The 24,915-nt window shown below is 66.9% G+C and carries 24 protein-coding genes; 19 read left to right on the plus strand and 5 right to left on the minus strand.

The window, feature by feature from the left end; all coding sequences use genetic code 11:
- Positions 1–144 precede the first annotated feature (144 nt).
- The 5 genes from ABR323_RS00080 to ABR323_RS00100 all read left to right on the plus strand — a co-directional run bounded on the left by ABR323_RS00080 (position 145) and on the right by ABR323_RS00100 (position 5,447).
- Positions 145–600, plus strand: a complete 456-nt coding sequence (locus ABR323_RS00080; protein ID WP_012510324.1) for an SUF system Fe-S cluster assembly regulator — start codon at positions 145–147, stop codon at positions 598–600.
- A gap of 17 nt (positions 601–617) precedes the next feature.
- Positions 618–2,093: a Fe-S cluster assembly protein SufB gene (gene sufB, locus ABR323_RS00085; protein ID WP_439447782.1), complete on the plus strand. Its 1,476-nt coding sequence runs from the start codon at positions 618–620 to the stop codon at positions 2,091–2,093.
- A 74-nt stretch (positions 2,094–2,167) separates the two neighbouring features.
- On the plus strand, positions 2,168–2,932 hold the full coding sequence (gene sufC / locus ABR323_RS00090; RefSeq protein ID WP_135272634.1) for a Fe-S cluster assembly ATPase SufC: 765 nt from the start codon (positions 2,168–2,170) through the stop codon (positions 2,930–2,932).
- Positions 2,932–4,194 (plus strand): Fe-S cluster assembly protein SufD, encoded by a 1,263-nt coding sequence (gene sufD / locus ABR323_RS00095; RefSeq protein ID WP_439447783.1) that lies wholly within the window; start codon positions 2,932–2,934, stop codon positions 4,192–4,194. Before sufC ends, sufD begins: the two co-directional genes overlap by 1 nt.
- Entirely contained in the window at positions 4,191–5,447 is a 1,257-nt protein-coding gene (locus ABR323_RS00100; RefSeq protein WP_439447784.1) for a cysteine desulfurase, read from the plus strand. Before sufD ends, ABR323_RS00100 begins: the two co-directional genes overlap by 4 nt.
- Before the next feature lie 54 nt (positions 5,448–5,501).
- Here ABR323_RS00100 and ABR323_RS00105 read toward each other — a convergent pair whose 3' ends face one another.
- Positions 5,502–5,954, minus strand: a complete 453-nt coding sequence (locus ABR323_RS00105) for a hypothetical protein (protein ID WP_439447785.1) — start codon at positions 5,952–5,954, stop codon at positions 5,502–5,504.
- Positions 5,955–6,056: 102 nt separating this feature from the next.
- Between ABR323_RS00105 and ABR323_RS00110 the strand changes: the two genes are divergently transcribed.
- The 13 genes from ABR323_RS00110 (at position 6,057) to ABR323_RS00170 (ending at position 19,570) form a co-directional block, all read left to right on the plus strand.
- The gene (locus ABR323_RS00110; RefSeq protein ID WP_439447786.1) at positions 6,057–6,596 is read left to right on the plus strand and encodes a GNAT family N-acetyltransferase; all 540 of its coding nucleotides are present in this window, start codon (positions 6,057–6,059) and stop codon (positions 6,594–6,596) included.
- Positions 6,593–6,925 carry a non-heme iron oxygenase ferredoxin subunit gene (locus ABR323_RS00115; protein WP_135272630.1) on the plus strand — a complete coding sequence of 111 codons (333 nt, stop codon included), beginning with the start codon at positions 6,593–6,595 and terminating at the stop codon, positions 6,923–6,925. The genes ABR323_RS00110 and ABR323_RS00115 overlap by 4 nt, the downstream gene beginning before the upstream one ends.
- Before the next feature lie 203 nt (positions 6,926–7,128).
- On the plus strand, positions 7,129–7,533 hold the full coding sequence (locus ABR323_RS00120) for a hypothetical protein (protein ID WP_439447787.1): 405 nt from the start codon (positions 7,129–7,131) through the stop codon (positions 7,531–7,533).
- A gap of 150 nt (positions 7,534–7,683) precedes the next feature.
- Entirely contained in the window at positions 7,684–9,984 is a 2,301-nt protein-coding gene (locus ABR323_RS00125) for a TonB-dependent receptor (protein ID WP_439447788.1), read from the plus strand.
- Positions 9,985–10,052: 68 nt separating this feature from the next.
- Positions 10,053–10,772, plus strand: coding sequence for a tetratricopeptide repeat protein (locus tag ABR323_RS00130; RefSeq protein ID WP_439447789.1), 720 nt, complete (start codon positions 10,053–10,055; stop codon positions 10,770–10,772).
- Positions 10,773–10,782: 10 nt separating this feature from the next.
- Positions 10,783–11,460 carry a Fe2+-dependent dioxygenase gene (locus ABR323_RS00135; protein ID WP_439447790.1) on the plus strand — a complete coding sequence of 226 codons (678 nt, stop codon included), beginning with the start codon at positions 10,783–10,785 and terminating at the stop codon, positions 11,458–11,460.
- Positions 11,461–11,624: 164 nt separating this feature from the next.
- Positions 11,625–12,023, plus strand: coding sequence for a hypothetical protein (locus tag ABR323_RS00140; RefSeq protein ID WP_439447791.1), 399 nt, complete (start codon positions 11,625–11,627; stop codon positions 12,021–12,023).
- A 146-nt stretch (positions 12,024–12,169) separates the two neighbouring features.
- Positions 12,170–14,590 carry a TonB-dependent receptor domain-containing protein gene (locus ABR323_RS00145; RefSeq protein ID WP_439447792.1) on the plus strand — a complete coding sequence of 807 codons (2,421 nt, stop codon included), beginning with the start codon at positions 12,170–12,172 and terminating at the stop codon, positions 14,588–14,590.
- Between the two features lie 232 nt (positions 14,591–14,822).
- Positions 14,823–15,461 carry a PepSY-associated TM helix domain-containing protein gene (locus ABR323_RS00150; RefSeq protein WP_295553257.1) on the plus strand — a complete coding sequence of 213 codons (639 nt, stop codon included), beginning with the start codon at positions 14,823–14,825 and terminating at the stop codon, positions 15,459–15,461.
- Between the two features lie 39 nt (positions 15,462–15,500).
- Positions 15,501–16,019 (plus strand): DUF2271 domain-containing protein, encoded by a 519-nt coding sequence (locus ABR323_RS00155; RefSeq protein ID WP_004147429.1) that lies wholly within the window; start codon positions 15,501–15,503, stop codon positions 16,017–16,019.
- A gap of 120 nt (positions 16,020–16,139) precedes the next feature.
- Entirely contained in the window at positions 16,140–16,943 is an 804-nt protein-coding gene (locus tag ABR323_RS00160) for a DUF4198 domain-containing protein (protein ID WP_197644143.1), read from the plus strand.
- 54 nt (positions 16,944–16,997) lie between these two features.
- Positions 16,998–17,969 carry an FAD:protein FMN transferase gene (locus ABR323_RS00165; RefSeq protein WP_439447793.1) on the plus strand — a complete coding sequence of 324 codons (972 nt, stop codon included), beginning with the start codon at positions 16,998–17,000 and terminating at the stop codon, positions 17,967–17,969.
- Complete coding sequence (locus tag ABR323_RS00170; RefSeq protein WP_439447794.1) at positions 17,966–19,570, plus strand: sulfite reductase subunit alpha; 1,605 nt, start codon at positions 17,966–17,968, stop codon at positions 19,568–19,570. The genes ABR323_RS00165 and ABR323_RS00170 overlap by 4 nt, the downstream gene beginning before the upstream one ends.
- 445 nt (positions 19,571–20,015) lie before the next feature.
- On the opposite strand, the gene ABR323_RS00175 is transcribed toward ABR323_RS00170, so the two are convergent.
- The 4 genes from ABR323_RS00175 to ABR323_RS00190 form a co-directional block, all read right to left on the minus strand.
- Complete coding sequence (locus ABR323_RS00175; RefSeq protein WP_439447795.1) at positions 20,016–20,624, minus strand: HutD/Ves family protein; 609 nt, start codon at positions 20,622–20,624, stop codon at positions 20,016–20,018.
- A 34-nt stretch (positions 20,625–20,658) separates the two neighbouring features.
- The gene (locus tag ABR323_RS00180) at positions 20,659–21,384 is read right to left on the minus strand and encodes a murein L,D-transpeptidase catalytic domain family protein (RefSeq protein WP_439447796.1); all 726 of its coding nucleotides are present in this window, start codon (positions 21,382–21,384) and stop codon (positions 20,659–20,661) included.
- 17 nt (positions 21,385–21,401) lie between these two features.
- Positions 21,402–22,487 (minus strand): L,D-transpeptidase, encoded by a 1,086-nt coding sequence (locus tag ABR323_RS00185; protein ID WP_439447797.1) that lies wholly within the window; start codon positions 22,485–22,487, stop codon positions 21,402–21,404.
- Positions 22,488–22,839: 352 nt separating this feature from the next.
- Positions 22,840–23,166: a ComEA family DNA-binding protein gene (locus ABR323_RS00190; RefSeq protein ID WP_439447798.1), complete on the minus strand. Its 327-nt coding sequence runs from the start codon at positions 23,164–23,166 to the stop codon at positions 22,840–22,842.
- A 199-nt stretch (positions 23,167–23,365) separates the two neighbouring features.
- Between ABR323_RS00190 and ABR323_RS00195 the strand changes: the two genes are divergently transcribed.
- Entirely contained in the window at positions 23,366–24,859 is a 1,494-nt protein-coding gene (locus tag ABR323_RS00195) for a M20 family metallopeptidase (RefSeq protein ID WP_135272822.1), read from the plus strand.
- Positions 24,860–24,915: the final 56 nt, after the last annotated feature.

The following is a 24,915-nucleotide window of genomic DNA, read 5'->3' on the forward strand; positions in this document are numbered from 1 at the left end:
CCCTGTTGGCGCAGCATTGGCGCCCTGGCGATGGCCCCGGTGAATGCTCCCGGTCCGGCCCCAGCGCCGGCTGAATGCCCGGGTTGGATGGCAGCGAATAAAAGCGTACAATTTCAGTCCGCTTTAAGAACCACTCGCATCCCCATGTTGCGCGTCACCAAACTTACCGATTACGCCACCGTCGTGCTGACCGTGCTCGCCGCCCGCCCGGGCGAGGTGCTCAGTGCCACTGAGCTGGCCGAATTCACTGGTCTGGAACCGCCGACCGTCAGCAAGGTGCTCAAGCCGCTGGCCCAGGCCGGCCTGGTCGAAGGCCTGCGTGGCGTCCGTGGCGGCTACCGCCTGACCCGCGCAGCCATCGAGATCTCGCTGTTCGAAGTGGTCGAAGCAATGGAAGGGCCGCTGGCCCTGACCGAATGCAGCCACGACCACCACCAGTGCGGCATGGCGCCCAAGTGCGGCGCGCGCAGCAGCTGGCGGCTGATCAACGACGTGGTTTCCGAGGCGCTGCGCGATGTCACCCTTGCGCAGATCCTGCCCCCCCTTCCCCTTGCCGATGACGAACAGCGCCGCACCATCGCTGTCGACGTCGTCTCCTGATCCGTAGGCAGCCCCCCATGGCCACCGAAACCATCGAAAACGTCGCCAGCGACGACACCCCCAACCGCGAGATCCATGAGCAGCTTGGCCGCAAGTATTCGGCCGGCTTCATCACGGACATCGAATCGGATTCCCTGCCGCCGGGCCTGGACGAGGACACCATCCGCGCCCTGTCGGCCAAGAAGGAAGAGCCGGAATGGATGACGCAGTGGCGCCTGGACGCCTACCGTCATTTCCTGACCATGCCGATGCCAGACTGGGCCAAGCTGGAAATCGCCCCGATCGACCTGCAGGCGCTCAGCTACTACTCCGCGCCGAAGGGCCCGAAGTACGCCTCGCTGGATGACGTGCCGAAGGAGCTGCTGGACACCTACGACAAGCTGGGCGTGCCGCTGCACGAGCGCGCCAAGCTGGCCGGCGTGGCCGTGGATGCCGTGTTCGACTCGGTCTCCGTCGGCACCACCTTCCGCAAGGAACTGGCCGAGAAGGGCATCGTGTTCTGCTCGATGTCCGAGGCGATCAAGGAACACCCGGAACTGGTACGCCAGTACCTGGGGACCGTGGTGCCGGTCGGCGACAACTACTTCGCTGCGCTGAATTCGGCGGTGTTCTCCGATGGCAGCTTCGTGTTCATTCCCAAGGGCGTGCGTTGCCCGATGGAACTGAGCACCTACTTCCGCATCAACGCCGGCCACACCGGCCAGTTCGAGCGCACGCTGATCATCTGCGAAGAGAAGGCGTACGTGTCCTACCTGGAAGGCTGCACCGCGCCGATGCGCGATGAGAACCAGCTGCACGCCGCCGTGGTCGAACTGGTGACGCTGGACGATGCGGAGATCAAGTACTCCACCGTGCAGAACTGGTACCCGGGCGACGAGAACGGCGTGGGCGGCATCTACAACTTCGTGACCAAGCGTGCCGAATGCCGTGGCGCGCGCAGCAAGGTCACCTGGACCCAGGTCGAGACCGGCTCGGCGATCACCTGGAAGTACCCGTCCTGCGTGCTGCTGGGCGATGACTCGGTGGGCGAATTCCACTCTGTGGCACTCACCCATCATCGTCAGCAGGCCGACACCGGTACCAAGATGATCCACGTCGGCAAGCGCACCAAGAGCAAGATCATCAGCAAGGGCATCAGCGCCGGCCGCGGCCAGAACACCTACCGCGGCCTGGTCCGGATCGACCGCAATGCCGATGGCGCACGCAACTACACCCAGTGCGATTCGCTGCTGATCGGCAAGAAATGCGGCGCCCATACCTTCCCCTACATCGAGGTGAAGAACCCGGGCGCCACCGTCGAGCACGAGGCCACCACCTCGAAGATTTCCGACGACCAGCTGTTCTACTGCCGCGCCCGTGGCATCAACCAGGAAGACGCGGTGTCGATGATCGTCGACGGCTTCTGCAAGCAGGTGTTCCGCGAACTGCCGATGGAATTCGCGGTGGAAGCCAAGAAGCTGCTGGAAGTCTCGCTGGAAGGTTCGGTGGGCTGACCGCCCGCCCCTGCCCCTCGCAAACGCATTCTCTTTACCGGCGGGCCGCGGCCCGCCCCACGGAAACCCCCACCATGCTGAAGATCGAAAACCTCCACGCCCGCATCGGCGACAAGGAAATCCTCAAGGGCCTGTCCCTGGACGTGAAGCCTGGCCAGGTGCACGCCATCATGGGCCCCAACGGCGCCGGCAAGTCCACCCTGGGCAATGTCCTGGCCGGCCGCGACGGCTACGACGTGACCGAAGGCAGCGTGCAGTTCGAAGGCACTGACCTGCTCGACCAGGATCCGGAGGCGCGTGCCGCCGCCGGCCTGTTCCTGGCGTTCCAGTACCCGGTGGAAATCCCCGGCGTGAACAACACCTACTTCCTGCGCGCGGCACTGAACGCCCAGCGCAAGGCGCGCGGCGAGGAAGAGCTCGATTCGATGCAGTTCCTCAAGCTGGTGCGGCAGAAGCTGGCGGTGCTGCACCTGAAGGACGAGCTGCTGCACCGTGGCGTCAACGAAGGCTTCTCCGGTGGCGAGAAGAAGCGCAACGAAATCTTCCAGCTGGCCGTGCTGGAACCGAAGCTGGCGATCCTCGACGAGACCGACTCGGGCCTGGACATCGACGCACTGAAGAGCGTGGCCGACGGCGTCAACGCACTGCGCGCCGCCGATCGCTCGTTCCTGGTCATCACCCACTACCAGCGCCTGCTGGACTACATCAAGCCGGACGTGGTGCATGTGCTGGCCGATGGTCGCATCGTCAAGAGCGGCGGCCCGGAGCTGGCACTGGAACTGGAAGCACACGGCTATGATTTCCTGAAGGATCGCGTGGTGCGCGAGGCGGCAGTCTGATGAGCGCCCTGCTCGATTCGATGGCCCAGGCCTTCTGCGGCAGCGATGCACGCCGCGAAGTGCTGGACGCGGCCCTGCGTGACGGCTTGCCGGCTGCCCGCAACGAAGCCTGGAAGTACACCTCGCTGCGCCAGTTGGAGCGTCGTGCATTCGCGGCCGCACCGCTGCAGGGCCCGGCCCTGGATGCAGCACTGCTGGAAGACATCCCGGCGCCGCGCCTGGTGTTCGTCAACGGTCGCCTGGATACCGCGCTGAGCGACGTGCAGGCATTGCCTGCGGGCGTGCAGCTGCAGCCGCTGTCGGCCGCACTGGCCGCTGGCGAAGACACCGTGCGTTTCCTCGGCCGCCGCTACGAGCGCAGCGAAGAGATCTTCGCCCGCCTCAATGCCGCCCTGGCCGATGAAGGCGTGGTCCTGCGCGTGGACGAAGGCGTGCAGGTCGAGGCACCGCTGCAGCTGGTGTTCGCCAGCGTCGCCGGCGACACCGACCTGGCCTGGCATCATCGCCACCTGATCGAACTGCGTGCCGGCGCCAGCCTTGGCGTGGTCGAGCACCGCTTCAGCGTCGGCGACTCCGCCCACCTGGACAACACCGTGCTGCACGCTCACGTCGCCCACGATGCGGTGCTCCAGCACGCCCGCGTGCAGGCCGGCAGCGCGCGCCAGACCACCTTCCTGCGCACCGATGCGGTGCTGGCCCGCGACGCGCAGTACCACCGCGTCGACCTGGAACTGGGTGCCGCGCTCAGCCGCCATGAACTGAACGTGCGCCTGGAAGGCGACAACGCCCAGCTGACCGCCAATGGCGTGCTGCTCGGCAATGGCCGCCGCCATGTCGAAACCCGCCTGGGCATTGACCACATCGCACGCGATACCAACTGCGAACTGCTGTGGCGCGGCGTGGCCGCCAACCGCAGCCGCGTGGTGTTCCATGGCGGTATCCAGATCCGCGAAGGCGCCGACGGCACCGATGCGAACCTGTCCAACAAGAACCTGCTGCTGTCGGCCGATGCCGAGATCGACACCCAGCCGACGCTGGTGATCGACGCCGACGAAGTGAAGGCTGCGCACGGCGCAACCGTCGGCCAGCTCGACGCCAACGCGCTGTTCTACCTGCGCTCGCGTGGCCTGCCACAGGCGCAGGCACAGGCACTGCTGAGCGCCGCGTTCTGCCACGAGCCACTGAAGGTGCTGCCCGAGGCACTGCGTGCGCAGCTGGCACGCCGCCTGGACAAGGCCCTGGCCGAGGCAGGTGTGGCATGAACCTGTCCACGCCGCGCCCGATCGAAGAACCCACCGGCACCCCCGACTGGGACCGCATCCGCCTCGACTTCCCGCTGTTGATGCGTGAAGTGCACGGCAAGCCGCTGGTCTATTTCGACAATGCCAACACCGGCCAGAAACCGGTGCAGGTGATCGGTGCGGTGGACGAGTTCTACCGCCGCTACAACGCCAACGTCAGCCGTGCGGTGCACGCACTGGGCAGCGAAGCGACCGACGCCTACGAAGGTGCGCGCAACAAGCTGGCGCGCTTCCTCAACGTGCGCGCCAGCGATCTGGTGCTGTGCAGCGGCACCACCTTCGCCATCAACCTGGTGGCCTATTCGTGGGCCCTGCCGCGGCTGAAGGCCGGTGACGTGATCCTGATCACGCGCATGGAGCACCACGCCAACATCGTGCCGTGGCAGCTGGTCGCGCAGCGTACCGGCGCCACCATCCGCGTGGCAGAGATCACGCCTGACGGCGCACTCGATCTGGATGCACTGCGTGCGGCGATGACCCCCGAGGTCAAGCTGCTGGCCGTCACCCACGTATCCAATGTGCTGGGCACGGTCAACCCGGTGCGTGAGATCTGCCGTGAAGCGCGCAAGCGCGGCATCATCACCGTGGTCGATGGCTCGCAAGCCGTACCGCACCGCAAGGTCGACGTCGCTGCGATCGGTTGCGATTTCTATGCGATCACCGGCCACAAGATGTGCGGCCCGACCGGCACTGGCGCACTGTGGGCCCGCCGCGAGCACCTGGATGCGATGCCACCGTTCCTCGGTGGCGGCGAAATGATCAAGGAAGTCAGCTTCGAGGGCACCGTGTTCAACGATGCCCCGCACAAGTTCGAAGCCGGCACCCCGAACATCGCAGGTTTCATCGGCCTGGGCGTAGCCGCCGACTACCTGCAGCAGCTCGGCCAGGAGAGCGTGGAAGCCCGCGAAGCCGAACTGCTGGCGCATTTCACCGAAGAGCTGCACCGCGTTGACGGCCTGCGCATCATCGGCGAAGCGCCGGAGAAGGCCGCCGTGGTCTCGTTCCTGATCGACGGTGCACATGCCCACGACCTGGCCACGCTGCTCGACCTGGAAGGCGTGGCCGTACGCTCGGGCCAGCACTGCGCGCACCCGCTGCTGCAGTACTTCGGCGTCGCGGCTACCTGCCGTGCCTCGCTGGCGTTCTACAACACGCACGCCGAGATCGAACGCTTCATGACCGCGCTGACCAAGGTGCGCAAGCTGCTGGGGTGAGATTCCCGGGCCAGCCGGAAGCATCGAGAACGCCGCGGGAAACCGCGGCGTTTTTTATTGCGGCGCCAATGGCAGGATCGAAGACACGCAGAGCTCCGCAGACCATTGCCCAAGATGCCCCTTGCCGAAAGGGAAAACGGGCCGGCCCGCCGCTACGATTCCGGTGAGTTCAACCGCCTGCTCCGGCGGCAGCACCAGGATGGGAATTCCATTCACCCACACGCCCTCAGCCGCCCATGGGTCATGTACCGGCGGCCCGGGATGCAGTGCGGACATTTCAAAACCATCAACGTAGGCACCCCGCACGCGTACCAATCTCCCGTGATAGCGCATGGGATCGGACCGCAGCGCCTCCAGCGTGACCGGCAACGCACGGGACGGACTGAAACCCGGGCACCCCAGGCCGTTGGGCGCAATGCCGCCGCCGTCCACATGCGCCGGCAGACGTACCAGGGCCATCATCATCCCCGCGGTCAACGCCAGCGCGATTCCCCTCGACACGTCCACGCCACGGCCCTGTATGACAATTGATGAAGCGCGAGCATACCGTTGCCGGAGCTGCCGGGGCGCCCCATTTGCGCCCGCCCCCACCCCACCTAGAATGTGCCCATGACCACCCTGACCTACCGGGCCGCCACGCCGGCCGACATCCCCGCCCTGATCGCCCTGGTCACCTCGGCTTACCGAGGTGACGCCAGCCGCGTTGGCTGGACCACTGAAGCCGACCTGCTGGACGGCGCCCGCATCGATGCCGAAGGCATCCAGGCCGACCTGGACCGCCCGCGTTCCACCATCCTGCTGGCCGAGCGCGGGAACCAGCTGGTGGCCTGCGCCCACGTTGCCGATATCGATGGCAAGGGCTACTTCGGCATGTTCTCGGTCGACCCGGCCCAACAGGGCGGCGGTGTCGGCAAGCAGATGATGGAGGCTGCCGAAGCGCATGCCGCGCGCGAATGGAGCGTGCCGGTGATGCAGATGACGGTGATCGACGTGCGCGACGAGCTGATCGCCTTCTATGAACGCCGCGGCTACCAGCGCACCGGCATCAAGAAGCCGTTCCCGTACGGCGACGAACGCTTCGGCATTCCCAAGCGTGATGACCTGCGCTTCGAGATCCTGGAAAAGCCGCTGGCCGGAGCCGCCGCGTGAGCGAGGCCTGGACCTTTGTCTGTGCCGGCGCCGAGCTGTTGCCGGGTGAAATGAAGAGTGTGTTCGACGAGGTGACCGGCACGCCGATCGTGGTGTTCAACCTCGACGGCGAGCTGTACGCCCTGGAAGACCAGTGCACGCATGAGGAGTTCGAGCTGTCTTCGGGCGAGTTCAACACCGCCGAAGGCAGCGTGGAGTGCGTGCTGCACGGTGCGCGCTTCGACGTGCGTGACGGCCGTGCCCTGTGCGCCCCGGCCTACAGCCCTGTACCGAAGTTTCCGGTGAAGCGCGAACACGACGCCGTCTGGACCCGCGACGACCGGGATTGAGGCGGCGCCACGCCCGGAGGGATCGCCCACGGGGCGCCCCGCCAGAGAGCATCCACCCACGGGGTGGATCTACCAGAAGGCCATGAGGGCCTTCTCAGGCCGCTCCGGGGCCACCCTGGCGGCCCGCCACGCCCCGCACATGCGAATCATTATCGTTGATGTTATTCTACGTAACATCTTCGTAACGACTCCGCCTCCGCGCCATGGCTTCGCCCGCGCCCACCGCCACGCTGCGCCAGCTCGCCCGTCAAGGGTGGCCGCTGCTCGTGGCCGCGCTGCTGACGCTGTTGCTGGGCTGGTCGGCACTGCACGAAGGACGCGGCAACGGCTCTGCTGCCCACGGCTGGCAGGCACACGCTGACGATCTGCAGCAGGTCATGCCGATGCCGGCCCCGCCGGCGGACGAGTGCCCGCACCATGCCGCACCGGCACCGGAGCCGCCGCTGGATGGCGAGGGCAACGCGCCCTGTGCCGGCATTGCCCCCCCGCGTGCCACCCTGGTCGCGCATATCCCGTTGTGGCGCTCCGACGCCCTGCGCTGGCAGCTGCATGACCCTTCGCTGCGCCTGAATCCCGGCCACGCACCTCCCGCACCGCACGCCAGCTGAGGCGCCTGCGGCCGTTGCCGTGCGCCTGAAGTCGTTCACCGCGTAGCCGAGCATCGGCACGGCTCTACAGAAACAGCCTTCTACGTGTCGTCGCGCTGCCTGCGCTTCGGCCCTCGCCCTTTCCTGATCCAAGCCACCGCCACCCAGACCATGACCCACATCACGTCCCGCAAGCACGCCCCGCGCGTTTCCCTGCTCGCTACCGCCACCCTGGCCGCCGGCTTCGCACCGCTGGTCGCACAGGCCGCCGACAGCGCCGATGCCAGCTCCCGCAAGGCCACCGACCTGGACAAGGTGCAGGTGCGCGGCAGCTGGTTCAATCCGTCCTCGCCGAAGTTCACCGCCGAGCTGCTGGACACCCCGAAGTCGGTGTCGATCGTGTCGGAGAAGCTGATCGCCGAAACCGGTGCGACCAACCTGCAGGATGCGCTGCGCATGGTCCCCGGTATCACCTTCGGTGCCGGCGAAGGTGGCAACCCGACCGGTGACCGCCCCTTCATCCGTGGCTTCGATTCGCAGAGCAACGTCTTCGTCGACGGCCTGCGCGACGTCGGCTCGCAGACCCGCGAAATCTTCGACCTGGAGCAGGTGGAAGTGGTCAAGGGCCCGAGCTCGGCCTACGGCGGCCGTGATTCCGGTGGTGGCAGCCTGAACCTGGTGAGCAAGACGCCGAAGCTGAAGAACGAGACCAGCGCCAGCATGGGCATCGGTACCGACAGCTACGCGCGCGGCACCGTGGACGCCAACTACGTGCTGGGCGATGGCATCGCCGCCCGCCTGAACCTGATGAAGCACGAGTCGGACATCGCCGGCCGCGACGCCGCCAATGTCAGCCGCTGGGGCATCGCGCCGTCGATCGCGTTCGGCCTGAACGGCCCGGCGCAGCTGATCGCCAGCCACTACCACATGCAGAGCGATGACCTGCCGGACGCTGGCGGTTTCCCGTACAACAACCCGTTCACCAGCGGCCCGAACGTGGCCAAGAACGGCGATGGCCGCCCGATGGTGCCGGACCGCAACAACTACTACGGCCTGGTCGACCGTGATTTCCAGCGTACCCGCGCCGACATCAGCACCCTGGACGCCAGCTACGACTTCGGCGGCCACAAGCTGCGCAACATCGCGCGCCTGGGCAACACCAGCAACGACTACCTGTGGACCCAGCCGGACGACAGCAAGGGCAACCCCAACCTGTACGGCACCTTGTGGCGCCGCACCAACACCCGTGCGGTCGACGTCAAGAGCTTCGCCGACCAGCTCGGCCTGACCGGTGCGTTCCAGACCGGCGCGCTCAAGCACAGCTACAGCGCCGGCGTGGAATACAGCGACGAGAAGATGACCCGCGGCAGCTACCTGATGACGCCGGGCACCGCCAACCCGCTGGAAACCACCGCCAACAGCTCGGTGTGCCGGGTGTCCGGCGCCGCCACCAACTACAACTGCACCGACTTCAACAATCCGAACCCGAACGATCCGTGGGCGGCCGGTCAGATCGTCTATCGCAGCAACAAGGCGCAGGACGTTGAACAGCGCACCAAGACCAAGTCGGCCTACCTGTTCGACACCATCGAACTCAATGCGCAGTGGAGCTTCAACGTCGGCCTGCGCTATGACGACTACTCCACCACCCTGCTCACTCCGGGCAGCGCCACTCCCCGTGTGCGCAACGACAACGACTTCCTGAACTACCAGGCGGGCGTGGTGTTCAAGCCGGCCGCCAACGGCAGCATCTACCTGTCCTGGGGCACCTCCTCGACCCCGCCGGGCATGGACGGCGGCGACGGTTCGGACGGACTGAATGCCGGCGTCGCCGACCTCAAGCCGCAGGACACCAGGAACCTCGAACTCGGCACCAAGTGGGACCTGCTGGACAACCGCCTGAACCTGACCGCGGCGATCTTCCACACCGTGATGAACAATGCACGTGTGACCATCGACAACGGCACCAGCCAGAACGCCGGCAAGAAGGAGATCAACGGCTTCGAACTGGGCTTCAATGGCCAGTTGACCGATGCCTGGAGCCTGTACGGCGGCTACACCTACCTGGATTCGGAACTGCAGGACAACGGCTTCGTCTGCGGCGTCAGCGTACCGCGTGGCCAGCCCTGCCCGACCTACGTGGTCTCCCCGAACAACGGCAACGTGTTCCCGAACACCGCCAAGCACAGCGCCAACCTGTGGACCACCTACCGCTTCCCGATCGGCCTGACCATCGGCGCCGGTGCGTTCTACTCGGACAAGCAGTACGGTGATGTGGCCAACACCAAGTGGATTGCCAGCTACACCCGCTTCGATGCGATGGCCAGCTACGCGATCCAGGACAACATCAGCCTGCAGCTCAACGTGCAGAACCTGACCGACAAGACCTACTTCACCAAGGCCTATGCCTCGCACTACGCGAGCATCGCCCCGGGTCGCTCGGCCACCCTGGCACTGAACGTGAAGTTCTGATGTAACTCCGCTCCACCACGGCGGCAGGCTCTCCTGCCGCCGTTTTTGTTTCCGGCGATACTCACCCCATGGCAACCCTTACCCCCATCGACAGCGACGCTCTGGCCGAGCTGCTGCAGCACGATCCGCAGGCTGCCTTCGCACGCGTGCGCGACGCCGCGCAGGCCGGACAGGTCGAGGCACAACTACTGCTTGCGCAGATGCACATGGAAGGCAAAGGCACCGCACAGGACGCCTCGGCTGCACTGCTCTGGTACGAAACCGCCGCCAACAACGGCGCGCCGATGGCGATGAACATGCTTGGCCGCTGCCACGAACTGGGCCAGGGCACCGCGCCCGACCCGACACTCGCCACGGTGTGGTACCGGCGCGCGGCCGACACCGGCCTGGACTGGGGCCTGTACAACCTGGCCAACCTGCTGGCCACCGGCCGCGGCGTGACCCAGGACCGCGCACAGGCACTGGCCCTGTACACCCGTGCCGCACACCTGGGCCATGCCAAATCGATGAACCTGCTGGCCCGCCACCTCGAAGACGGCCTGGAGATCGAGCGCGATCCGCAGGCCGCCCTGGGCTGGTACCGGCGCGCGGCCGAGACCGGCGATTTCCGCGGCCAGGCCAACTACGCCTCCATCCTGCTGCAGGCCGGTCAGATCGAGCAGGCCGTGCACTGGCTGCGGCTCGCACTGGCCCACGGCAGCCCGGCGTTCATGGCGCACATCGTGCCGGAACTGGCCGCGTCGCCGCATCCACAGGTGCGCGCCCTGGTCGCACCGCCGTCCCTCTGAGGAGTCCCGCATGCTGCTGCACATCCCCGATGTCCTCAACACCGACCAGGTGGCCGACTTTCGCCGCCGCCTCGATGCCGCCGACTGGACCGATGGCCGCGAAACCGTCGGCCATCTGGGCGCGCAGGCCAAGCACAACCAGCAGCTGCCCGAGGCTTCGCCGCTGCGCCGCGAACTGGGCGAGATCATCCTCGTCGCGCTGGCCCGGCATCCGCTGTTCTTCAGCGCCGCGCTGCCACTGAAATACCTGCCGCCGCGTTTCAACCGCTACAGCGGTGGGGGCACCTATGGCTTCCATGTCGATGGCGCGGTGATGAACCTGGCCAATGGCGAACAGCTGCGCTCGGACATCTCCTGCACCCTGTTCCTGTCGGCGCCGGACGAGTACGAAGGCGGCGAACTGATCATCAGCGATACCTACGGCGAGCATGAAGTGAAGCTGCCCGCCGGCGACCTGATCGTGTACCCGTCCAGCAGCCTGCATCAGGTGCGCCCCGTCACCGCCGGCGCACGCGTGGCCTCGTTCTTCTGGGTGCAGAGCATGATCCGCGACGATGCACAGCGCCGCCTGCTGTGGGAAATGGACGGTTCGATCGAGCGCCTGCGGCAGACCGGCGGCGACGCCGAGGCGGTGCTGCAGCTGACCGGCGTGTACCACAACCTGCTGCGGCGCTGGAGCGAAGTCTGAGCCCCATCCGGCCAGCCTGCGACATTTTGGCAATCATTCTCATTTGCAACAGCTAACAGCTCTCATTACAATCACGCCCCGTTGATGCCGGCCGCTGCCGGCAGACCCCTGGGGACCCCTGCTTGCTGCGCCCGCTCCGCCCTCGCCCACTTATCCATCGCAAGATGGGCACCGCCATGCGCGGTCAGCGTCCTGCGCTGGCCAGCCTGCTGGCGTGGGTGGCGATGCTGGTGTTGCTGATGGGTACCCTGCCGCTGCTGCCACACGGCCAGGCCGGAATGGCCGTGCAGATGCCGTTGGAAGAGCGCGGTGGCGAAGGCCCCTTGCAGGAAGAAGCACCGGCCAAGCTGCGCCGCTGCGCTTCCGCTCCGGTGAAATCGGCCGAGAAGGCCCCCGCGCCGCTGCTGGCCAGCCAATGGCTGCGCACTGAACTCGAACTCGTACCCACCACGCCGGCCGCGCCCGGCGTGCGCCTGGACTGGCCGCTGGCCGCTCCAGACACGCCTTGGGCCGATGCGCCCGGGCGCCGCCAGCAACGCGGCCAGGCGCCGCCGCTCGCCTGATCCACGGCACCACGTGACCGCCCGCGCGGTCGCGTCAGCGCGCCGCTGCCTGCTTCATCCCTGCCGCCCCTGACCGGGCCTTCCGTGCATGCCGCGCCGCTCGCGCCTGGCATCGCATTACTCTGCACCCCCTCGAGGTTACTGCCATGGCCCAGCGCCATCGTGTCCGTTCGTCCCTGTCCCGCCCCCTGCTGACCAGCGCCGTACTGGCCGCCCTGTCCTTCCCGGCCTTCGCCCACGGTGACGCTTCCGGCGCGCCGCAGACCCTGGACAAGGTGGTGGTCACCGCCTCCGGTTTCGAACAGAAGGTCATCGATGCGCCGGCCAGCATCAGCGTGGTCAGCCGCGAAGAACTGAGCAAGCGCCCGTACACCAACCTGGTCGATGCGCTGCGCGACGTCGAAGGCATCGATGTCGGCCTGGAAGCCAGCGACAAGAACGGTCGCGCCACCATCTCCATGCGCGGCCTGCCGTCCGAGTACACCCTGGTGCTGATCGACGGCCGCCGCCAGAGCAATGTCGGCCAGCTGTATCCGAACAACTTCGGTGGCGGCCAGTTCGCCTACCTGCCGCCGCTGGACGCGATCGAACGCATCGAAGTCGTACGCGGCCCGATGTCCACGCTGTACGGCTCGGACGCGATGGGTGGCGTCATCAACATCATCACCCGACGCAACCAGGACAGCTGGCACGGCGCCGTGACCCAGGGCTTCACCGTGCAGCAGGATGACCAGTTCGGTGATGCGCGCACCACCGACCTGTACCTCAGCGGCCCGCTGCTGAAGGACCGCCTCAGCCTGGCGGTGCGCGGCAGCTACTACGATGCCAAGGCCTCCAATCCGGAGTGGGATGCGCTGACCCTGCCCGACGGCAGCCTGTGGGAGCGCAGCATCGGCTTCGGCGGTGGTGGCAAGTCGGTGGCCAACACCAACTGGAACACCGGCGTACGCCTGGACTTCCGCGTCAACGACGATCACGAACTGTGGCTGGACTACGACGTGTCGCGGCAGAAGTACGACAACAGCGAAGGCCAGACCGGCACGCTGGACAGCCTGGCCAGCCTGTGGCGCGTCGGCAATGCGGTCATCCCCAACCCGAACGGCAGCGGCACCGTCACCCGCCGCGTGGTGCAGCCGCGCGTGGGCTACACCGCCTACCAGCGCTACGAGCGCGATCAGCTGTCGCTGACCCATCAGGGCCGCTACAGCTTCGGCACCTGGCAGACCTCGCTGACCCACAGCAAGAGCAGCAACCTGGGCCGCTCGCTGCCGCTGACCCTGGACGAACGCGCCAACCTGCAGACGCTGTGGAACGACGTCTGCCGCCGCACCGGTGCCGCCAACAACTGTGCGGCCGGCCGCGGCAATGCACTGACCGCGCTCAACCCGAGCGAGATGGCACGCCTGCAGGCGTTCCTGCCGCGTCCGCTGCGCACCATGGAGCTGGAAGGCTACGTGCTCGACACGATGCTCGATCTGGACTTCGGCGCGCACAAGCTGACCGTTGGTGGCCAGTACAACAACACCGACATGATCGACGGCGTGTTCGGCATGGATGGCGCCGGTTACCGCAGCAACACCAAGCAGAAGCACCGCATGTGGGCCCTGTTCGCCGAGGACAACTGGGCGCTGACCGATACCCTCACCGCTACCTTCGGCCTGCGCTACGACGACCACAACGTGTTCGGCAGCCATGTCAGCCCGCGCGGCTACCTGGTGTGGAACGCCAGCGACGCGTGGACCTTCAAGGGTGGCGTCAGCACCGGCTACAAGACCCCGCGTCCGGACCAGCTGTTCCCGGGCATCACCGGCTTCGGTGGCCAGGGCGTGCTGCCCTTGGTGGGCTCGCCGAACCTCAAGCCTGAAACCAGCACCAACTACGAGCTGGCCGCCTACTACGAAGGCCAGCGCTGGGGCTTCAATGTCACTGGCTTCTTCAACAAGTTCGAAGACAAGATCGCCAGCGGCGGCACGTTCCCGAACTGCGAAGTGGCGCCAGCCGGCAGCGGTTACTGCGTGGACATCGGTCCGGGCTGGGCCACGCTGGGCTACAGCACCTTCACCCAGAGCGTGAACATCGACAAGGCCGAGACCCGCGGTGCCGAGCTGGCCGGTCATGTCGACCTGCTCGACAACCTGCAGCTGCGCGGCAACTACACCTGGACCAAGAGCGAGCAGACCAGCGGTCCCGACAAGGGACGTCCGATCGCAGGCACCACGCCGGCAAAGCACATGGCCAACGCCAGCCTCAACTGGCAGATCAATGACGCGGTCAGCGTGTCGCTGATTGGCGAGGGCCGCTACGACCGCTATCGCGACACCCTCATCGACAGTGCCGGCACCCGCCACGTGCGCTATTACGAGGACTACACGATCTTCCATCTCGGCGGCAGCTGGAAGGCCACGCCGTGGCTGACGGTCAACGCACGGGTCAACAACCTGTTCGACAAGGACTTCGTTTCGCAGTCGTGCCTGCTGCTCAATCCCAGCGAGTTCAGCTGCGTTGACGACTACGCGACCAAGGACCAGCGCCGCAGCTACTGGATTTCGTTGAACGCGAAGTTCTGATCGCCGCGCACCGGTAGTGCCGGCCGCTGGCCGGCATTGCCCTGCCCCGGTGGGTGCCGACCACGGTCGGCACCGCTTCATCCACGCATGGCGTGGATCTACTGATCAGCGACGGTGCCGGCCGCTGGCCGGCAACCGGTAATACCCCTCCTGGGATACAGAACGACACGCAATTGCGAGCTATTCTCATCAATGATGTAATGGGCAGTCCCCATCCGCCTCGAACCGTGCCGTGAGCCGTCCTGCCTCCTCCACCGTGCAGCAGCAACAGAACCGTGGCTTCTGGCTGCGGACGCTGCACCAGTGGCACTGGATCAGCTCGGCGGTGTGCCTGATCGGCATGCTGCTGTTCGCGGTGACCGGCCTGACCTTGAACCACGCCGCGAAGATCGAAGCCAAGCCGCAGGTGCAGAACCAGCATCTGGAACTGCCGGCCGCGCTGCTGGGCCAGCTGGGCACGCGCGAAGACGGCAACGCGCCGATTCCGCGCCCGGCCCGGCAATGGCTGGACACGCAGCTGGGCATCGCCATCGGCGGGCGCCCGGCCGAATGGTCGCCCGAAGAGATCTACCTGTCGCTGCCACGACCGGGTGGCGACGCCTGGTTGAGCATCGATCGCGAGACCGGCGCGGTGGAGTACGAATCGACCTCCCGTGGTGCAGTGTCCTACCTCAACGACCTGCACAAGGGCCGCAACGCGGGCCCGGCGTGGGGCTGGTTCCTGGACCTGTTCGCCGTGGCCTGCCTGGTGTTCTGCATCACCGGCCTGTTCCTGCTGCACCTGCATGCACGGCAGCGGCGCATGACCTGGCCGCTGGTCGGCCTCGGCCTGATGATCCCGCTGCTGATCGCCCTGCTGCTGATCCACTGACTTCCCCGTGACTTTCCACTGTTCCTTCGGAGCCGCCCCATGCGCGTCACCCTGACCATCGCCCTCAGCGGCCTGCTGGCCACCTCGCCGGCCTATGCCACCACCCTCGACATCAACGTCGAAGTGCCCAAGCTCAACGTGGCCGAGTACCACCGCCCGTACGTGGCGGTGTGGCTGGAAGGCGCCGACCAGAAGGTCGCAGCAAACCTGTCGGTCTGGTACCAGCAGACCAGCAACAGCGAAGGCCACGGCACCAAGTGGCTGCCCGACCTGCGCCAGTGGTGGCGCAAGAGCGGCCGCACCCTGCAGGTGCCGGTGGACGGCGTGACCGGCCCGACCCGCCCCGCCGGCAAGCACGCACTGTCGTTCAACGACAAGCAGCCGGCACTGAAGCAGCTCGCCCCTGGCAACTACACCCTGGTGGTGGAAGCGGTGCGCGAAGTGGGCGGCCGTGAACTGCTGAAGATCCCCTTCACCTGGCCGGCCACCGCCGCACAGAACGGCAAGGCGCAGGGCGCCACCGAACTGGGCCAGGTCACCCTCGCCGTCAAACCCTGATCGCCTGACCGGGGTCGGATCCCTTCCGCAGGAAGGGCTCTGACCCCATCGCCCTGTCCCCGGGGTCAGAGCCCTTTCCGTTGGAAAGGGATCCGACCCCTTCCAACTGGAGTCTTCCGCATGAAGCGCACGCTCGTCCTCGCCGCCGCTCTGGCCGCTGCCCTTCCCTTCTCCGCCCTGGCCCACAAGGCCTGGCTGCTGCCCTCGCAGACCGTGATCGCCGGCAATGCGCCGTGGATCACCGTCGACGGTGCGGTCTCCAACGACCTGTTCTACTTCAACCACGTGCCGCTGCGCCTGGAATCGCTGGTGATCACCGCGCCGGACGGCAGCACCGTGCAGCCGCAGAACGCGTCCACCGGCAAGTACCGCAGCGTGTTCGACATCGAGCTCAAGCAGCCCGGCACCTACCGCATCGCGTCGGTCAATGACGGCCTGTTCGCCACCTACGAACAGAACGGCGAGCGCAAGCGCTGGCGCGGCAGCGTCGCCACCTTCGGCGAACTGCCCAAGGACGCGAAGAAGCTGGAAGTGAGCCAGTCGGTCGGCCGCGTGGAGACCTTCGTCACCAACGGTGCGCCGAACGACACCGCGCTGAAGCCGACCAACCGTGGCATCGAGCTGGTTGCCGTGGGTCACCCGAACGATCTGTTCGCCGGCGAGGCAGCCACCTTCCGCGTGCTGGTCGACGGCAAGCCCGCCGCCGGCCTGGAATTCGAGATCGTGCGTGGCGGTACCCGCTACCGCAACGCGCAGGACGAACTGAAGGTCACCAGCGATGCCAAGGGCGAGATCAAGGTGACCTGGCCGGAAGCCGGCATGTACTGGCTGGAAACCGGTACCGAAGACAACAAGACGTCGGTGAAGCAGGCCGCCAAGCGCCGCCTGAGCTACGTCGCCACGCTGGAAGTGCTGCCGCAGTAATGACGTGGACTGCGATGCCGGGCAGCCCCGGCATCGCACCCGCAACGCATCACCATGACCGATTCCCTGCTCGACATCGCCCGCCTCGGCGGCACCACCATGGGCACCACCTGGAGTGTGTCGCTGGTCGCGCCGCGCCAGCGCGACCTGCACCCGCTGCACGCTGGCATCCAGGCGCGGCTGGACGAGGTGGTCGCGCAGATGAGTACCTGGGAGCCCGGTTCGGACCTGAGCCACTACAACCGCGCCGGCGCTGGGCAATGGTGCGCGCTGCCGTTCGAAACCCGCCACGTCCTGGCCTGCGCACAGGCCATCGCCGCCGCCAGTGATGGCGCCTTCGATCCCACCCTAGGTCCGCTGGTTGCCCTGTGGGGCTTCGGTGCACATGCCGGTGAACGCCGCCAGCCCGATACCGCTACCCTGCAGGTCACGCGTGATCGCTGCGGTTGGCAGCGCCTGCAGTGGCAGGACGATGCGCTGCTGCAACCGGGTGGGCTGGAACTGGATCTCTCTGCAATCGCCAAGGGCTTCGGCGTCGATCACGTCGCCGCCTGGTTGCGCGGACAAGGCATTGCTGCAGCGCTGATCGAAGTGGGTGGCGAACTGGCCGGCTACGGCCGAAAACCGGACGGCCAGCCGTGGCGCGTGCTGGTGGAATCGGCACCGGAAGAAGACGCGCAGACCGATACGCCACCACGGGTGCTCGCACTGGATGGCAAGGCGGTGGCCACCTCCGGCGATCGCTGGCACCAGTACCAGGCCGATGGCGAGGCCTACAGCCATAGTCTCGACCCACGTACCGGCACCCCGGTGCGGCAGGTTGCGGCGGCAGTGACGGTGGTTGCCGATGACGCGATGCATGCTGATGCCTGGGCCACTGCGTTGACCGTGCTCGGTCGCGAACAGGGCATGGCGCTGGCCGAACGCGAAGGGCTGGCTGCACGCTACCTGCAACGCGCAGCGGACGGTCCCCACGAATTCCTCAGCAGCGCCTTCCAGCGCCTGCTCGACGAGCAGAGCGCATGAGCACTCGTCCGTCGCGCGCGTGGCTTGGCAACGCTCTGGCCCTGCTTCTGTTGGCGCTGATCGGTTGGACGTTGCTGCGACTGCACCTCGGCGAAGCGTGGTGGCAGGGCGCGCCACCGGCACGGCAATCGCAGATCGCGGTGTTCGCCACGGTGCTGTATGCGTTTGCCTGTGCTGCACTGTGGTGGCGTGGGCGCCCGCGCGACGATGCCGCATCTGGAGACACCGCACCGATCCTGCTGGTCTGGTCCAGCCAGACCGGCTTCGCGCGTGAGCTGGCCGAACGCAGCGCCGAGGCCCTGCGCGGTGCCGGCGTGCCAGTGCGTGTGCGCGGACTGCATGACGTCGACGCCGCGTTGCTGGCCGACAGCCAGCGTGCGCTGTTCATTGCCAGCACCACCGGCGAAGGTGATCCCCCCGACCACGCCCTGCCCTTCCTGCGCGGGGTGATGGCCACGCCGCCCTCGCTGCAGCATCTGCACTACGGCGTGCTCGCACTGGGCGACCGCAGCTATGGCCACTTCTGCGGATTCGGCCACCAGCTCGACCAATGGCTGCGCCAGCACGGCGCGCATCCGCTGTTCGATGCGATCGAGGTCGACAACGCCGATCCGGCGGCGCTGCGTCATTGGCAGCAGTTGCTGGGACAACTCGGCGGTAACGCCAGCGAACTGCCCGACTGGAGTCCGGCCGACTATCAGCCGTGGATGCTGCTGCAACGCGAGCATCTGAACCCGGGCAGCCCCGGCGGCCCCGTGTACTGGTTGCGCCTGCAGCCCCCGGCCGATGCAAATGCGCAGTGGCAGGCCGGTGACATCGCCGAGATCGGCCCACAGCACGCATCGCACATCGTGCGTGCCTGGCTGGACGCACAACGCTTCGACGCGGACATCGTGCTGGATGACGGGCAGACGTTGCTGGCACGCGTCGCGCGCTCGCACCTGCCCTCGCTGGTTCCCCCGGGTGATCTGCCCGCGTTGCAGGCGACCCTGCAACCGCTGCCGCATCGCGAGTACTCCATCGCCTCGGTGATGGCAGACGGTGCGGTGGAACTGCTGCTGCGCCGCCAGCTACGCGCCGATGGCACGCCCGGCATCGGCAGCGGCTGGCTGTGCGATGACGCCGCACTGGGTGAGCCAGTGCAGCTGCGCCTGCGCCGCAACGACAATTTCCACGGCGTGCCCGCAGAGGTGCCGCTGCTGCTGATCGGCAACGGCACCGGCATCGCCGGCCTGCGCGCACACCTGCACGAACGCGCACGCAACGGCGCACGACGGACCTGGCTGCTGTTCGGTGAGCGCACCGCTGCGCACGACTTCCACTTCGGTGAAGAACTGCAGGCGATGCTGGACGACGGCTCGCTGACGCGGCTGGATGCCGTGTTCAGCCGCGACGTTGGCGCGCATCGCTACGTGCAGGACCGGTTGCTGGCCGAAGCGGCAACGCTGCGGCAGTGGGTGGATGAAGGCGCCACGATCCTGGTCTGCGGCAGCCTGCAGGGCATGGCCCCGGCGGTGGATGCGGTGATCGAGCAGGTGCTGGGTGGCGCGGGCAAGGAAGCGTTGCTGTTGGCCGGTCGTTACCGGCGCGATGTGTATTGAGGTCGCCGCATCCACGCATGGCGTGGATCTACAGGACGGATTCAGCGGGTGCGAACCGCTTTCTGGTGGGTGCGGCCCGCCTCTTGGTGGGTGCGAACCTTGGTTCGCACCATGACGCGGTGTCGGTGGCCGCATCCACGCATGGCGTGGATCTACAGGACGGATTCGGCGGGTGCGAACCGCTTTCTGGTGGGTGCGAACCTTGGTCCGCACTGTGACGCGGCGTCGGTGGCCGCATCCACGCATGGCGTGGATCTACAGGACGGATTCGGCGGGTGCGAACCGCTTTCTGGTGGGTGCGAACCTTGGTTCGCACCATGACGCGGTGTCGGTGGCCGCATCCACGCATGGCGTGGATCTACCGAATGGCGTGTCCAGGCATGGTGGCAACCGCTTTGCAGTAGATCCACGCCATGCGTGGATAGCGCCCACCGGCGCCCAGGAATCATTCCCCCGCCGCACTGACCCGTATCGCCAACAACTCGCCACCGCCCTGCAACGCGTGCCGCTGACGTTCGCCGGCCGCCAACCACGCGGTATCGCCCGCCTGCAGCGCCGGCAGGCCGCTGTCGGCACCGAACTCCGCCTGACCGGCCAGCAGATGCAGCGCCCAGGCCACGCCCGGTTCGCAGAAGAAGAACATGGCGCCCACCAGCGGCCGGTGCAGCAGTTCAGCCTGCAGCCATTCACGCTTCCACATCAGGTTGAAGTCGTGGGTGGTGCCATCGACCAGCTCGCCGTGCAGTGCCTCCTCACCAGCAAACCGCACCCGTCCGTGTGGCGGCAGCACCTCGGCCACGCGGCCATCCTCAAAGCGCAGGCGCACGCCATTGCCCTGCAGCAGTACCAGTTCGCGCTCCACGCCGGGGAAGGCGGAGAACGCGGCGTCCTGCTCGATCTCGGCCACCGACAGGCGCAGCGCCCAGTCATCGCCCTGCGCGGGCAGGCGCAGGATCTCGCGGGTCCAGCCCAGGCCGTTGCGCCAGCGCTCGCGGCGATAGTCCAGGCTGGAAATGACCTGGCTTGGAGTGTGCAGCAGGGAGTCGATGTTCATCGGCGCATTGCATCATGCCGCGCGCCGTCGTGCATCACCGCGTAGCGAGTGTGCTCTGGCCACCGCACCCGCCGGCCAGCAGCTGCGAGTGCTTCAGCCATTCCTGGTCGGGGTAATAGGCGAACACCATCGTGCCACCACGCAACGCATCGATCAGCGGCTTGGCCACCGACAGCCGCACCGCCGGGCAACCCAGGCTGCGGCCCAGCCGCCCCTGCAGCTGCGCGGTAGCCGGGTTCACGTACGGCGCACCGTGGATGACGATCGCTCGGTCACGCGCGCGGTCGTTGAAGCCCGGTTCCAGCCCGGCCAGGCGCAGCGAATACCCATTGCCACCCATGTAGGTCTCCTGCGCGGTGAACGCGCCGAGACTGGACATGAAGCTGCCATCACGGTTGGAGAAGTGCTCGGTGCGGTTCTCGCCACTGTTGCGGCCATGCGCCACCCACTCCTCGAACAGCAGGCGCTGGTGGGCCAGGTCGAACACCCACAGCCTGGGCTCGGTGGATGGCCGCGAGTAATCAATCACGCTGAGCCGATCACCATTGATGCCCAGTTCCGGCCGCTGCAGCGCACAGCGCATGGCGTGCGCCGCCAGCTGCAAGACGTGGCGGTCGGCCTTGGGCGCACTGCGCGACAGCAGGGCAGCCAGGTCATCGGCGCTGGTGGCAAGGGCGGGCGTCTGTGCCAGCGCCGGGGCGCTGGCCGAGGTCGCCAGCAGGCCGAACGCGGCCAGCCGGCACAGGCGGGATGCAGTCATGGGCACAACGAGGGGACTCAGTTGCCTTTGAGGGTGGACCCTGGCGGCTCGGATTCCAAGACCGGCTGCATTCCGGATTCAGCCGGGCTTGGGCGGACTGCCGGCAGCGAGGTCACCAGCAGGGTCGTGCCCGGCACCAGGACCTGGTAGAGCTGGCGGGCGAAGTCGGCCGGTAGCGCCATCGGCAACGAAGGCGTGGCCAGCAGGTCCGGTGTGGCCTGGGCCCGGTCCTGGCCCAGCAGCGGATAGGCGGTCCACTGGTGCAGGCGCTGGTTCACGTCCAGCGGGCTGGGGGTATCGCTGTATCCCTGCCCCATCACGAACAGCGTAGTGCCCTGGAACGCAGGCAGGGCGTCGGCCTTCAGCGGCGACTCGCCGATCATCACGCCATCGCGCAGCACGTACAGGCGCTGGTCGTGCAGGCTGACCAGGATGCCGACCTGCCCGGCCGGGGCCGCGGCATCGTCCCACCAGGCCTGCGCCGGCGCCCCGCCCTCGGTCTCCGGCAGGGCCTGGCCGCGCGCGTTCACCGGCGCCAGCACCGACGGATAGGCCAGGGTCATCGGTGAGCTCTTGGCATCGGCCACGACCACGGTATCGCCGCGCTGGGTTTCGCTGAACAGTTTCTGCGCGAAGGCCTGCGGCAGGCGCACGCAGCCGTGCGAGGCCGGATGCCCGGGCAGGCTGCCGCCATGCAGGGCGATGCCGTCCCAGGTCAGCCGCTGCATGTACGGCATCGGCGCGCTGTTGTAGAGGTTGGACTTGTGGTCCTTGTCCTTCTGCAGGATGGTGAACACACCGGTCGGCGTCTCGTGCCCGGCCTTGCCCGAGCTGATGGTGGTCAGGCCGATGGCGATACCGTTGCGGTACACGTAGGCGCGCTGCTCATCGAGGCTGACCACCAGCACGATCGGGCCGGTCGGCGAGATTTCCGGATGCCACAGGTATTCGCCCGGCTTGAGGTCGGTCGGTCCACGCACTTCGGCGGTGCTGGCTGCGGCAGCTGCAGGCTTGGCAGCCGGCGTCGGCGCAGCGGCGTGGGCCAGCAGCGGCAGGGCCAGTGCAAGGGCGAGCATCAGGGTCGTGGGGCGGTGCAGAAGCATCCAGCGGGTGTCCTTTCCATGCGGAGCGGCCACCGTACACCATCGGCACGTGGTGGCCGCGGCAAAACCAGGCGCCGGAAATGAAACTGCCCGGCGACACAGCCATGTGTCGTACCGGGCAATCGTTACGTCCTTGTCGGCCTGCTGCCGCCCCCTCGCATCCTGCGCTGTGGGGGAAGCGTTGCATCCTGCACGCGGCCGCGTCTGTCCTGTTTGTATCTCAGCCCCTTCCACAGGTCTGTGATGCCACCATCCTGGTGATTGGTGCCGCATCCTGCGGCGGTCGGTGGTCACGGACGTCCTGTCCGTGTCCGGTGAACCAGCCTCCTGCCGGTTCCGACGATTCCTGCTGTCAGCGCCTGGGTACGGTTCGCACCGGTACCGATCCGGGTACCGGATCCGCCGGCAACAACCTGTTGCCTACGGTGATCCGCTGTCGATTCCGTTCGACGATTGCTTTCCCTATCCCCTTCACCTGCGTCAGGTCCTCGACGCGATGAAACGGGCCGTGTCTGCGCCGGTGCTCGACGATTGCCTCGGCCTTGGCGGCTCCGACCATCGTCAATCCCTGCTGCAGCGCCTGGGCATCGGCGCGGTTGATGTCGATCGGTTCGGCGGCATGCGCCCCAGCGATCCCCATGACCAGCACCAGTGCCCTCAACACGACATACCAAGGCACAACGTGTATCTCCTTGTGATTCTGGCCGTCCCGACCGGCAATCCCGTCGGTAGGAACAGTGTCCGTCACCACATGCACACAGCCTATCGGTTTCCTGGATTTCTAAAAGCCAGCCAAATACCCGACGTGATGTAGGAAAAACCCTACCCGAGGCACAGGCGTAGAATGGCTGGATCAGACCATGCAACCGGAGTTTCAGATGGACAGCGCCAAGCTCGGCCAATTCGTCAATGACAAGTGGGACAGCGAAATCGTCCCGCAGTTGGTCGACTACATCCGCATTCCCAACAAGTCGCCGATGTTCGACGCCAATTGGGTGCAGAACGGCTACATGGAACAGGCGGTCACCTTGATGGAGAACTGGGCCAAGGCCCAGCAGCTGCCCGGCCTGAAGGTCGAGGTGGTCCGTCTGGAAGGCCGTACCCCGCTGATTCTGCTGGAAATTCCGGCCACCGGCGCCGAAACCGGCGACGACACCATCCTGCTCTACGGCCATCTGGACAAGCAGCCGGAAATGACCGGCTGGGACGACGACCTGGGCCCGTGGACCCCGGTCCTGCGCGGCGACAAGCTGTATGGCCGCGGCGGCGCCGACGACGGCTACGCCATCTTCGGCTCGCTGGCCGCGGTGCTGGCGCTGCAGGCCCAGGGCCTGCCACACGCCCGCTGCGTGGTGCTGATCGAAGCCTGTGAAGAGTCCGGCAGCTACGACCTGCCGGCCTACGTCGACCATCTGGCCGACCGCATCGGCAAGCCGTCGCTGGTGGTGTGCCTGGATTCGGGCTGCGCCAACTACGACCAGCTGTGGTGCACCACCTCGCTGCGCGGCCTGACCGGCGGCAACTTCACCGTGAAGGTGCTCAACGAAGGCGTGCACTCCGGCGATGCCTCCGGCGTGGTGCCGTCCAGCTTCCGCCTGCTGCGCCAGCTGCTCTCGCGCATCGAGGACCAGGACACCGGCCGTATTCTGATCGACGGCATGAACGTGGAGATCCCGGCCGAGCGTCAGGCGCAGGCCAAGCGTGCCGCTGAAGTGGTCGATACCGAGATCTTCGAGAAGTTCCCGATGGTCGACGGCCTGCGCCCGATGAACGAGGACCTGACCGAGCTGGTGCTCAACCGCACTTGGCGCCCGGCGCTGTCGGTCACCGGTGTGGGTGGCATGCCGGCACTGGAATCGGCCGGTAACGTGCTGCGCCCGCAGACCTCGGTGAAGCTGTCGCTGCGCCTGCCGCCGACCGCCGATGGCAAGACCTGTGGCGAACTTCTGAAGGACGCCCTGCTGCGCGACCCGCCGAACGGCGCGCAGGTCACCCTGGACCTGGAAAAGGCCTCCACCGGCTGGAATGCACCGGCGATGGCGCCGTGGCTGACCAAGGCGATCGACGATGCCAGCCAGACCTTCTTCGGCAAGCCGGCGATGTACATGGGCGAAGGCGGCTCGATCCCGTTCATGGGCATGCTCGGCGAGAAGTTCCCGGGTGCACAGTTCATGATCACCGGCGTGCTCGGTCCGCATTCCAACGCGCATGGCCCGAACGAGTTCCTGCACATCCCGATGGGCAAGAAGGTCACGTCCTGCGTGTCCAAGGTGATCAGCGAGCACTACGCGGCCAGCCTGCGTGGCGAGACCAGTGGTTCGCCGGTGGCTGCTGACAGTGGCACCCGCCACGGCGACCACGGCTGCTGCTGATTACGGCACACCGTGACGGACGCAGCCTGGCCTTGCTAGGCTGCGTCCACCCTTGG

The sequence above is a fragment of the Stenotrophomonas sp. ATs4 genome, from assembly GCF_051861585.1.
GTDB classification, from domain to species: domain Bacteria; phylum Pseudomonadota; class Gammaproteobacteria; order Xanthomonadales; family Xanthomonadaceae; genus Stenotrophomonas; species Stenotrophomonas maltophilia_AS.

What these genes read in the sequence shown, in the direction of transcription:
- ABR323_RS00120 (WP_439447787.1), top strand. Translation starts at nt 7,129, where the DNA reads ATGGCTTCGCCCGCGCCCACCGCCACGCTGCGCCAGCTCGCCCGTCAA.
- ABR323_RS00155 (WP_004147429.1), top strand. Translation starts at nt 15,501, where the DNA reads ATGCGCGTCACCCTGACCATCGCCCTCAGCGGCCTGCTGGCCACCTCG.
- ABR323_RS00080 (WP_012510324.1), top strand. Translation starts at nt 145, where the DNA reads ATGTTGCGCGTCACCAAACTTACCGATTACGCCACCGTCGTGCTGACC.
- ABR323_RS00180 (WP_439447796.1), bottom strand. Translation starts at nt 21,384, where the DNA reads ATGACTGCATCCCGCCTGTGCCGGCTGGCCGCGTTCGGCCTGCTGGCG.
- ABR323_RS00185 (WP_439447797.1), bottom strand. Translation starts at nt 22,487, where the DNA reads ATGCTTCTGCACCGCCCCACGACCCTGATGCTCGCCCTTGCACTGGCC.
- ABR323_RS00175 (WP_439447795.1), bottom strand. Translation starts at nt 20,624, where the DNA reads ATGAACATCGACTCCCTGCTGCACACTCCAAGCCAGGTCATTTCCAGC.
- ABR323_RS00170 (WP_439447794.1), top strand. Translation starts at nt 17,966, where the DNA reads ATGAGCACTCGTCCGTCGCGCGCGTGGCTTGGCAACGCTCTGGCCCTG.
- ABR323_RS00160 (WP_197644143.1), top strand. Translation starts at nt 16,140, where the DNA reads ATGAAGCGCACGCTCGTCCTCGCCGCCGCTCTGGCCGCTGCCCTTCCC.
- ABR323_RS00140 (WP_439447791.1), top strand. Translation starts at nt 11,625, where the DNA reads ATGGGCACCGCCATGCGCGGTCAGCGTCCTGCGCTGGCCAGCCTGCTG.
- ABR323_RS00130 (WP_439447789.1), top strand. Translation starts at nt 10,053, where the DNA reads ATGGCAACCCTTACCCCCATCGACAGCGACGCTCTGGCCGAGCTGCTG.
- ABR323_RS00165 (WP_439447793.1), top strand. Translation starts at nt 16,998, where the DNA reads ATGACCGATTCCCTGCTCGACATCGCCCGCCTCGGCGGCACCACCATG.
- sufC (WP_135272634.1), top strand. Translation starts at nt 2,168, where the DNA reads ATGCTGAAGATCGAAAACCTCCACGCCCGCATCGGCGACAAGGAAATC.
- ABR323_RS00100 (WP_439447784.1), top strand. Translation starts at nt 4,191, where the DNA reads ATGAACCTGTCCACGCCGCGCCCGATCGAAGAACCCACCGGCACCCCC.
- ABR323_RS00195 (WP_135272822.1), top strand. Translation starts at nt 23,366, where the DNA reads ATGGACAGCGCCAAGCTCGGCCAATTCGTCAATGACAAGTGGGACAGC.
- ABR323_RS00135 (WP_439447790.1), top strand. Translation starts at nt 10,783, where the DNA reads ATGCTGCTGCACATCCCCGATGTCCTCAACACCGACCAGGTGGCCGAC.
- sufD (WP_439447783.1), top strand. Translation starts at nt 2,932, where the DNA reads ATGAGCGCCCTGCTCGATTCGATGGCCCAGGCCTTCTGCGGCAGCGAT.
- ABR323_RS00110 (WP_439447786.1), top strand. Translation starts at nt 6,057, where the DNA reads ATGACCACCCTGACCTACCGGGCCGCCACGCCGGCCGACATCCCCGCC.
- ABR323_RS00125 (WP_439447788.1), top strand. Translation starts at nt 7,684, where the DNA reads ATGACCCACATCACGTCCCGCAAGCACGCCCCGCGCGTTTCCCTGCTC.
- sufB (WP_439447782.1), top strand. Translation starts at nt 618, where the DNA reads ATGGCCACCGAAACCATCGAAAACGTCGCCAGCGACGACACCCCCAAC.
- ABR323_RS00145 (WP_439447792.1), top strand. Translation starts at nt 12,170, where the DNA reads ATGGCCCAGCGCCATCGTGTCCGTTCGTCCCTGTCCCGCCCCCTGCTG.